Source organism: Variovorax sp. 20P10.2.4 (assembly GCF_058244205.1).
Window position 1 is genome coordinate 1 of record NZ_JBZAYE010000247.1, and the last position, 9,968, is coordinate 9,968.

The 9,968-nt window shown below is 69.8% G+C and carries 8 protein-coding genes; 2 read left to right on the forward strand and 6 right to left on the reverse strand.

What is annotated here, in order from left to right:
* The 6 genes from AC27VN_RS21740 to tssJ all read right to left on the reverse strand — a co-directional run.
* Positions 1-974, reverse strand: a 974-nt coding sequence (locus tag AC27VN_RS21740) for a serine/threonine-protein kinase (protein WP_490877860.1), incomplete at its 3' end; no start/stop codon positions are given.
* A gap of 28 nt (positions 975-1,002) precedes the next feature.
* Positions 1,003-1,737, reverse strand: a complete 735-nt coding sequence (gene tagF, locus AC27VN_RS21745) for a type VI secretion system-associated protein TagF (protein ID WP_371268813.1) — start codon at positions 1,735-1,737, stop codon at positions 1,003-1,005.
* Positions 1,719-5,399, reverse strand: coding sequence for a type VI secretion system membrane subunit TssM (tssM, locus tag AC27VN_RS21750; protein WP_490877861.1), 3,681 nt, complete (start codon positions 5,397-5,399; stop codon positions 1,719-1,721). The genes tagF and tssM overlap by 19 nt, the downstream gene beginning before the upstream one ends.
* Before the next feature lies 1 nt (position 5,400).
* Positions 5,401-6,738, reverse strand: coding sequence for a DotU family type VI secretion system protein (locus AC27VN_RS21755; protein WP_490877863.1), 1,338 nt, complete (start codon positions 6,736-6,738; stop codon positions 5,401-5,403).
* Between the two features lie 8 nt (positions 6,739-6,746).
* Entirely contained in the window at positions 6,747-8,129 is a 1,383-nt protein-coding gene (tssK, locus tag AC27VN_RS21760) for a type VI secretion system baseplate subunit TssK (RefSeq protein WP_093343919.1), read from the reverse strand.
* Positions 8,130-8,318: 189 nt separating this feature from the next.
* Positions 8,319-8,834: a type VI secretion system lipoprotein TssJ gene (gene tssJ, locus AC27VN_RS21765; RefSeq protein ID WP_093343917.1), complete on the reverse strand. Its 516-nt coding sequence runs from the start codon at positions 8,832-8,834 to the stop codon at positions 8,319-8,321.
* Between the two features lie 124 nt (positions 8,835-8,958).
* On the opposite strand from tssJ, the gene AC27VN_RS21770 reads away from it, so the two are divergent.
* Positions 8,959-9,375, forward strand: coding sequence for a TssQ family T6SS-associated lipoprotein (locus AC27VN_RS21770; protein ID WP_093343915.1), 417 nt, complete (start codon positions 8,959-8,961; stop codon positions 9,373-9,375).
* 45 nt (positions 9,376-9,420) lie between these two features.
* Positions 9,421-9,968, forward strand: a 548-nt coding sequence (locus tag AC27VN_RS21775; protein ID WP_490877862.1) for an FHA domain-containing protein, incomplete at its 3' end; no start/stop codon positions are given.

Sequence of the window (9,968 nt, forward strand, 5' to 3'; positions counted from 1 at the left end):
ATGCCCGCCGCGTGCACCGGCGCCGCGAGCCCGCCCACGTAGATGTCGCCGAGCTTGCTGAGCCCGAGTTCGGCCGCGAAGGCCGCCACGGTCTGCGTGCGGTCCTTGCTGTGCACGGCCAGCGTGTGGTCGACCGCGGCGCAGAACGCCGGGCTCAGGTCGGGCCGGTTCAGGCTCGCGAGCGGCACGTAGGCATCCTGCACGCTGCGCACCACGGCCGAAGGCGGCGGGTGGCCGGTGACGGCGCGGTAGAGCACCGCGCCCAGCGCGTAGAGATCGGTCCAGGCGCCCTGCAGCAGCGTGTTGTCGTCGGCGTACTGCTCGATCGGCGAGTAGCCCGACTTCACCATCACCGCCACCTCGTCGACCAGGTCGGCGATCGACTTGCGCGCGGCGCCGAAGTCCAGCAGCACCGGCAGGCCGTCCTGCTGGATGAAGATGTTGTCGGGCGCGATGTCGCGGTGGAAGCAGCCGCTGCGGTGCAGCGTCTCGAGCGCGCCGAGCAGCGGCCCGAGCATGCCGAGCAGCCAGGCTTCGGAGATGGTGCCGGGCTCCTCGTCGGCCAGCCGGCGCAGGGTGCGGCCCTTGTAGAGCTGGATCGCCATGTAGGCGGTCGAGTTCGATTCCCAGAAGCGATGCACGCGCACCAGCGCGGGATGGCTGAACTGCGCGAGCGTGCGCGCCTCGTTGATGAAGCTGCGCAGCCCGGCCTGGAAGGTGGCCGTGAGCCGGTCGGAACGCACGTGCACGCTGTCGTCGCCGATGCGCCGCGCGAGCATCGAGGGCATGTATTCCTTGATCGCGACCTCGCGCTGCAGCGAGTGGTCGTAGGCCCGGTAGACGATGCCGAAGCCGCCTTCGCCGATCACCTCGAGCAGCTCGAACTCGTCGAGCCGGTGGCCGATGGCCAGCGGGTGGGGCCGCTCCTGCGGGTCGGTGCCCACCGGAGGGCCGGTGCGTCCTTCCGTCGTCATTCTTGTTCCTCCTCATGCATCGGGACTCTCACGCCCATGGCACGTGCCCCTGGGAAAAAAGCTTCGAGAACAGCGGCGTGTTGAGCCCGCCGCCATGCGCCGCGGTCCGCAGCGGCGAGCCGTCGGCCTGGTTGGTCCACCAGTAGCTCGTGCTTCCGAACGCGTCGAAGCACAGTGGAAGCTCCGGCCAACCCAGCCGCTGCTGGGCGCCCTCGCCCGCCGACGTAGGCCCGAGGATCGAAAGGATGTCGTCCGAGCCGCCGCTGGCCGGCTGGAAGCCGCCATGGCCCGCGGCCAGCACCTGCGCGTCGAACTGCTCGGGCGCCACGCCATGGCGGATCGCCTGCAGCATGGCGTTGCCGCAGCGCCAGTACCAGGCGGCCGCGCCCTCGAGCACCGCGGGCCGGTAGGCGCGCGCATCCACCTGCAGGCTCACGCACACCGGGTAGTAGCGGCCCACGCGGTCACAGCTCGGCGCGATGCAACCGAATTGCACCGCGTTCACGCCCTGCGTGGCGGGGATCGCGAAGTTCCACACCGGCGCCACCGCGTAGTGGCGCGTCATGGCATCGGGCCAGCGCTTGAAGGCACCCAGGCCGTTCTGCATCCAGCGGTCCCACCAGGCCTGCAGCTCGCGCGACATGCGCCGGTGCAGGAAGTCGCCGGCCGCGGGCAGCTTGCCGTACCAGCCGACCTGCTCGTCGCCCGGCACCCAGGCCGGCTGCGCCGCCGCGCCGGGGTTCGTCACGAGCGCCCCGGGCACGAGAAGCCGCTCATCTGCGACAGCCGCAGCGGGTTGTAGACGCTGTTGGCGGTCACGTTGAGCACCACCTTGCGGCCCTGCAGGTCGAAGCTGGCATTGAACGATTCGCTCGAGCCACCCGGCGAGATCGAGGCCTTGTCGAACAGCCGGTGCAGCGCCCACGGCCCCTCGGTGACGATGCCGCCGGCCGGCGTGCCGCTCGAGGTCGTGACCTGCAGCCGCACCTGGTTGCTGTTGCGCGGACCGGGCCACTTGACGGTGGTGGGCGCCTGCGGCCCGTGCGCGTAGCGCACCGTCTGGCCGTCGATGTCCAGCGTCATCTGCGTGAGGCCGGCGTCCATGTCCTCGGGCCGGATGTCGATCGAGAACGAGGGCGTGCGCCCGCCCGCCATGCCCGAGAAGAACACGTCGCGGATCGCCTGCGCCTTCTGGAACGCGTCGAGGTAGGACGAGCGGCCCGAGGCGCTGCCATCGACGCCGCGCTTCCAGGTCCACGGGTTGCTCGAGGTGTCGACCTGCGTCATGAGGTTTTTCTGGAAGAAGTCGTCCATCATCCCGCCCGGCGCGAACAGGTTGGCGAAGTCGCCCGCGGCCACGTCGCGGCTGGAGCCGCGCGAGAACGGATAGCGGCCCGCGATCGCCTGGTTGCAGAAGTTGCCGATGGTGGCGGCCGCGTTCTGGCCGATGTTCTGGCGCGTGACCGCGGCCGCCTTCGACGAGGCGGTGGCCGAGAGGTCGTTGAGCATGCCCTGGAACGGCACCGGCATGCGGCCGGCCTCGGCCTGCACCTTGGTCACGGCGTCGCTGGTCGGCGGGATGTTGCCGCTGCGCAGCGCGGTGTCGGTGGCCGTGAGGTAGTTGTAGAGCTCGTTGATCAGCGCGGCGGTGGCATCGATCGGTGCCTGCCCGCCCTGCTTGGGCGCGGTCACCATGCGGCGCAGCGGCTCGAAGTGGTTGTCCACCAGCGACTCGGGCCGGTCGGGCACGGTGTTGCGGCGCTGGCTGCCGTCGGGCTGGCCGATCAGCTGCTCGATGCGCTCGCGCGTGGTCTGCACGCGGTTCTGCGCCTGGTCGAGCAGGCTGCGCGCGGCCTCGTCGTGGTTGCGCAGCAGGTCGGTCTCGCGCGCGGCGCCGCGGATGATGCGCGACATCGGCGACTCCGAGGTCGAGAGCACGCGCGTCATCTGGATGCTCTGCAGCAGCGAGCGGCTGTCGGCCAGCCGGATGTCGGCCAGGTAGTCGTCCCAGACCCGGATGTAGTCGGTGAGATAGAGCCGACGCACCTCGCGCAGCAGCAGCTCGCGCGAGGTGATGTCGGTGATGCCGGGCGCGCGGATCTGCAGCACCCAGCGGTCCTCCTGCTCGAGCGCGAGCGTGGTCTCGGCCATGCGCTTGTCGAAGATGTCCCAGTAGCCGCGGTAGGTGAACAGCGTGGGGATGCCGTCGGTCAGCGGCTTGCCGCTGGCGCGCCGCACCACCAGCGCCGACTCGGCGCCGCCGGCCTCGGCGATGGTGAAGGCATTGGGCTGGCTGGTCTGCAGCAGGATGCGGCGCAGCCGCGCGTACGAGCGCTGCGCCAGCGGCACGCCCGCGAGGCGCTCGCGCGTCTCGGTGATCAGGCGCTCGTCCTTGGCGAACGGCGAGCTCACGACGCGGCCGCCGAACAGCGCCTTCAGGTGCGACTCGAGGTTGGCGCGCTGCTCGCGCGTGAGCGCGGCGCCGACCTTGCGGTCCACGTCGGTCAGCAGCCAGGCCTGCAGGAAGTCGGCGTCGTAGCGCTCGGCGTCGTACAGCATCAGGTAGGCCTTGAGCGCCTCGTAGCTGTACTCGGGGTTGTTCTTCGAGGCCTCGCGCAGCGACTGCTCCACGCGCTGCGCCGCCTGCGGCAACAGCACGCTCTCGAGCGCGCGCTGGTAGACGCCATCGGTCGCGGCCTGCAGCTTCTCGCCCTGGTAGAGGCCGAAGCGGTAGCTGACGGGCGGGTCGCCGATGTCGAACTTCTCCGACTTCGGCAGGTCGCGCAGCCGGTCGAGGATCAAGAGCGAACTCGCGAGGTCGCCGCTCGAGTCGACCACCGTCGGCAGCTCGCCGCGCGCCGCGGCGCGGTTGAAGGACTTCGCGTTGCCGTCGACCTCGGCCACGTACGCCTTGTTGTTGTGCCAGCTGTTGACGCAAGCGCCCAGCAGCGCCACCAGCAGCACGCCGATCACGCTGTAGCCCACCAGGTCGGCCGCGCGCTTGCGCCGGTACCAGCGCAGGTTGGTGCCGGCCACGCCCGCGTCGCGGAAGATCACCTGCTGCAGCAGCTCCTTGAGGAAGTAGCTCTTGCCCGGGCCCGGCGGCGGCGCCGGCGGCGCGTTGACCTGCAGGTAGCGCTTGATCGCGCCCATCACGCGGTCGAAGGCCGTGCCCTCCTGCGTGCCGCTGGTGAAGTAGACACCGCGCAGCATCGGCGCGGTCTCGAACTTCGACGGGTTGAAGACGTCGGCCAGGAAGGTGCCGAGGATGTCCTCGAAGCTCGCGAACTGCTGCGGCAGCAGGTAGGCCTGCGCGCGGCGCATCGGGTCGGGCTCGGCGGCCAGCAGCTCGGGCAGGCGCTCGTCGAGCCGCTGGTGCAGCAGCCGGTACTCCTGCTGGAAGCGCTCGCGCAGGTCGCTGCCCTCGAGCGTGGTGGCGGTGCCCGCGCGCTTGTCGCCCTTGGCGGCCTTGGCGCTGGCGGCGCTCGCGTCGATCGGGAAGGTGAAGCCCCAGACCTGCGCGCGCTCGGCGCGGCTCAGGCCGCCGAAGTACTCGTTGAAGCCGGCCAGCAGGTCGGCCTTGGTCACCATCACGTAGACCGGGAAGTTGATGCCCAGGTCGTTGCGCAGCTCGAGCAGTCGCTTGCGCAGCGCCATCGCATGGCGCGCGCGCTGCGCGTCGTCGGCCAGCGGCAGGTCGGCGATGCTGATGGTGAGGATCGCGCCGTTGATCGGCTGGCGCGGACGGAACTTCTTGAGCAGCTCGAGGAAGCCCTTCCACTCGCCCTCGTCGGTCTCGCGGTTGCTCTCGTGCGTGGTGTAGCGCCCCGCCGTGTCGATCAGCACCGCGTCGTTGGTGAACCACCAGTCGCAATTGCGCGTGCCGCCGATGCCGCGCACCGCGGCCTTGCCGAGCTGGTCGGCGAGCGGGAAGTCGAGGTCGGAGTTGACCAGCGCCGTGGTCTTGCCCGAGCCCGGCGCGCCGATGAAGATGTACCAGGGCAGCTGGTAGAGGTACTGGCGGTCGAAGATCGAGAAGCGGCCCGCGGCCTTGCCCTCCTCGCCCGGCCCGAAGCGCATGTTGCGCAGGATCGAGGTCGCATCGTTGAAGCCGGTCTGCAGCTCCTTGATCTCGGGCGCTTCCTCGGGCTTGGCCTCCTTCTCCTTCTTCGAGGGCGTGCGCAGCTGGTTCAGCAGCTGCGCGTTGAGGCGGCGCTCACGCCACTTGCGGTAGGCCACGCGCACCAGCCAGATCGCGAACATCAGCGCGATCACGACGATGCGCACGAACTCGCTCTCGAGCGGCCGGTAGCGGCCGACCGCGATCACCGGGCCGATGATCCAGATCAGGAAGGCCAGCGCGACCAGGCCGAAGAAGACCCAGAGGTCGCGGCTGACCAGGAAACGGAAGAACGCGCGCAGCATCTCAGCGTCCTCCCTGCGGTGCCACCGGCGCGACCAGCAAGGTCACTTCCACGCGGCGGTTGCGCGCGCGGTTGGCCGGCGAGTCGTTCGGCACGATCGGGTCGGCATCGCCGCGGCCCTCGGCGCGCAGCCGGTCGGGGCGTGTCATGCGCGCGCCGATCATCTTGCGCACCGAGTCGGCCCGCGCCTGCGACAGGTGCCAGTTCGACGGGAAGCGCACGCTGCGGATCGGCTGGTCGTCGGAGTAGCCGTTGATCAGCACGCTGCCATCGACCGCGTTGAGCGCCTCGGCCACGCGGTTGAGCACCGGCACGTAGCGGTCGAGCACCTTGTCGGCGCCCGAGGCGAACAGGCCGTCGCCGCGCAGGATCACCACGCTGCGGTCGGCCTCGTCGCGCACGCTGACCAGGCCCTCGCGGATCTCGGCCTCGAGGAAGCGCTGCAGCCGCGGCTGCGGCGCGGGCTGCGCCACCGCGCGCTGCGTCTGCGGCAGGCGCACCGCGTTGATCGCGGAGAAGGCGCCGTCGGAGGTGCCGCCGAGGTTGAAGGTCAGGAGCGCGAAGGCGATCATCAGCAGCACCGCGGCCACCGCGCCCACGGCCCACACCGGCAGCCAGTTGCGCGTGCGGCGCACCGGCGCGCTTGTGTCCTGCCAGTGCGGCGACAGCGGCTGCGCGATCTCGCCGCGCGTCTGGCGGATGATCTGCAGCAGGCGCTGCTTGAGGGTCTCGAGCTGCGAGCGGCCGTTGTCGATGACGCGGAAGCGCCCCTCGAAGCCCATCGCGAGGCAGAAGTAGATCAGCTCGATCAGGTGCAGGTGCTGCTGCGGGTTCTGCACCAGGCGCGAGAGCAGCTGGAAGAACTTCTCGCCGCCCCAGGTCTCGTTGTGGAACATCACCAGCAGGCTCTGCGAGGACCAGATGCTGCCGCCCCATGGCGTGAGCGCGGCCGCCTCGTCGACGGCGGTGCACAGGCAGTAGCGCGCGCCGATGATGACCTCGGGCGAGATGCCGCTGTGCTGCGCGCGCGTCTCGAAGCGGCGCACCTCGTCGACCAGGTGCTCGCGCAGCTGCGCGGGCGAATCGTGGTGGCCGGTGGCGCGGATCTGCGGGATCAGGTCGAGCAGCGGATTGGCCGCGGCCACCAGCGGGTTGTTGCCGGCCAGCGCGGTGTCGCCCGCATGCGGGCGCCGCGTGTCGTGGAAGGCGGTGAAGGCCTGCGGCTGCTCGCCGAGGCCGCGCGGCGCGTTCAGCGGGTTGTTGCCCGCGTTGCTGCCGCCGCCCGGATTCGGCGGCACGAAGCCGCCCGGCCCGACGGCCACGTCGTTGATGCCGTTCATGCGATCGCTCACGGACGGATGGCCCAGAACTCCATGGCCAGGCCGGGGAACTCGCCGGCCAGGTGCATGGCCACGCCGCCCGACTTCTCGAGCTGGCGCCACATGTCGCCACTCTTGTCGAGCTCGAAGTAGTGGTAGCCCGCGTTGTAGGGAATCTGCCGCGGCGCCACCGGCAGCGGCCGCACGGTCACGCCCGGCAGCTGCAGCTGCACGAGGTCGCGGATGCGCTCGACCGAGCCGATCTTCACCTGCGTGGGGAAGCGCTGCTGGATCGCATCGGCCGGCAGGTCGGCATGCACCGCGAGCACGAAGCCCGCGTTGCGCACCAGCACCGGGTCGGGCATGCGGCCCACGCGCACGCCGTGGCTGCGTTCCTCGAGCTCGATCGCGATCGCGCTCTGCTCGAGCACCGCCGACAGCGAGCGGCGCAGTTCCTCCATCAGCGGGCGGATGCTCTCGTTGAGGTTGTCGTGGTCGTACACCGGCCACACCACGGGCCGCCGCGTGGGCGAGGTGTGCGTGGCGAGATGGCAGGCGAGCTTGAACCAGTCGACGAACAGTTCCTCGGGGTGCACCTGCACCGCCTGCTGCGCATGCCAGGTGAGCGCGAGGTAGCGGTTCACGAGCTCGAGCAGCAGGAAGTCGGACACCTCGCTGACGCCGCCGCGCCCCGGCTGCGAGAGCCGCGAGGCCAGCGCCTCGGAACGCTGCGTGAGCAGGCCGTGCAGCTCGGCCACCATGCTGCGCAGCATCGGCTGCGCCGACACATCGAGCACCGGCGGGATGTAGTTCGCATCGATCACCAGCTTGTGGTCGGTGCGGCGCTCGATCACGCGCAGCGCGCCGATCGCCTGCCACTCCGCGGTCAGCGACGAAGCGCGCACCAGCCGCAGCCGCGGCGCCGCGAGCTGCAGCACCGCCGGCCCCAATGCAACTGCGTTGCCATCGGCGACTTCGCGCTCGACCACGTGGAAGCGCGCGGCCGAGGTCGTGTCCTCCGCGAAGATGACCTCCTCGCCGCCGGGCCGGCGCAGCGGCAGCGCGAGCACCACGAGTTCGTCGGTCAGGTCGCCGGGCACGTCGTAGGGAACGGGTGCGTCCTCGACGCCGAAGGAGAACGGCGTGCCATCGGGCATCACGCCCGCGCCGCCGAGCAGCGAGACGCGGCCCAGCGCATGCGCATCGCGATCGATGTCCAGGTGCAGCCAGCCCCAGTACGCACCCTGCAGCCCCGCGGTGCGGCGCGTCACGTACTGCTCGACATAGCGCTCCAGTTGCTGGAAGTGCTGCGGCCGCAGGTACATGCCCTCGGACCACACCACGCGATTCGCCAATGCCTGCGGATGGGCGCCCGTTCTGCTGATGGCGCCCGGATTGCGAACTGTCACCAAAGAAAACCTCCTGGAGTGCGGCCACTGTCGTGCGGGCGGTCCATCGTCGCGACGGCCTCCCTGCATGGGCGCAATGCGTGTCGATGCTACACGGCGATGTTTACGATTTGCACCGTTTTTGCAGCGTCGAGGTGTCGGCCTACGTGCGGCGCACTTTCGTACTAGGGCGTGCGTGCAAGTGCTACGAAATCACGTAGTCGGCAACAGTTCGATACCGCTCTTGCGGATGACGATGCGAACCTTTTGTTCACTCGGAGAGAACTGCCAGACCTTGTAGAGGTTCGTCTGCTTGGGCTCCTTGAGCGGCAGCACGAGGCGCCAGCGTGCGTTCTCGAGCTTGCGGTAGCCCGCGATCACGCCGATGGCGCGCGAATCGAGGCCGGCCTCGCGCTTGAAGGTGCGCTCCTCGCCGCTGCGCAGAATGGCCTGGTCGGCATTCACGAGTTCGGCCGCGAGCGTCTCGCGATCGCGGTCCTGCAGTGCAAAGTAGTCAGCCGTTTCGAAGTTGCCCGAGGACTTGAGTTCGAAGACCTTCACGAGGATCGGCGCGGCCTGCCCGCGGCCATCGGGATTGACGCCGTCGTCGACCTTGATCGACACCGCATAGGGCGTGGGCATGGACTTGGCCGTCGATGCACAGCCGCCGAGTCCGGCGAGCCATGGCGACGTCACGATCGCACTTCGCAACAGGGTTCGTCGATGCATGGGTTCTCCATCGAAGTTCGCACCTATAGTATCGAGACGTCATGCAGGGCCGATGTCGGCCGACGTGCCGTCATATCGATGCGGCACAGTATCCAGGCTTAACTTTGCAAGGCAGGAGAGAAGATTGAAGTCATTGCTGTGCGCTCTGTTGATCCCGCTCTTTCTGATCGCAGGCTGCGACACCACGCCGAAGGCCCCCGTCGATCCGGGCCCGCCGCAACCAGAACGCCTGAGCCAGCAGGTCGCGCGCACCACGCTCGAACGCGCGCAGCAGGCCTATGACGACGGCGACTACGCGAAGGCCATCTCCACGCTCAAGAGCGGCGGCGTGTCGGTGTTCGATGCAGCCGAGCCCACCACGCGGCTCGCCGCGATGAAGCTCGAGGCCTTCAGCTACTGCGTGGCCAACCAGCTGCCCGAGTGCCGCACGCAGTTCCTCAAGATCCTCGACGCCTTCCCCTCCTTCGATCTCAGCATCGCCGAGCGCAAGCATCCCGTGTGGGGCCCCGCGTTCGAAGCCGCCAAGAAGATGAAGCGCTGACGGGTCTCCCGCGCCAGGAGCCCGTGTCATGAACTGGGAGATGCCATGCGTTGGACGGTGATCGAACATGCGGGCAGGCCGGTGGCCGCGGGCCCGTCGGCCCTGCTCGCGGCCCCGGGCGGCACCATCGGCCGCAGCCCCGACAACCACCTCGTGCTGCCCGACGAACAGCGGCAGATCTCGCGCCTGCAGGCCACGGTGCGCTTCGACGACGAAGGCCGCGCGGTGCTGCGCAACATGAGCGCGGTGCTGCCGATCAGCGTGAACGGACAGACGCTGCGGCACGACCAGGAGTCGCCGATCGCCGAGGGCGATCGCGTGACCATCGGCAGCTACGTGCTCGAGGCCGCGCCTGCGAGTGCAGCAGCCACGAGCCGCGCGGCGCCATCGATCGCGGCCGCCGAGCCCACCATCGCATGGCCGCCCGCGATCGAGCCCGCGAGTTCTCGCCTCGCGTCGGCGCCCGTGAGCTCGCGCATCGCATCGACACCGGACTTCGGCGCGCAGGCCGCGTCGCTGCCGACCTCGATGCCGCCGCCCGCACCGGCCCATCCATCACCGATGCCCGCGGCAGCGCCGCTCGATGCGCTGCT

Bases quoted from the DNA above. Each gene is read 5' to 3' on its own strand.
- tssM (WP_490877861.1), bottom strand. From the start codon at position 5,399: ATGCTGCGCGCGTTCTTCCGTTTCCTGGTCAGCCGCGACCTCTGGGTC.
- AC27VN_RS21755 (WP_490877863.1), bottom strand. From the start codon at position 6,738: ATGAACGGCATCAACGACGTGGCCGTCGGGCCGGGCGGCTTCGTGCCG.
- tssJ (WP_093343917.1), bottom strand. From the start codon at position 8,834: ATGCATCGACGAACCCTGTTGCGAAGTGCGATCGTGACGTCGCCATGG.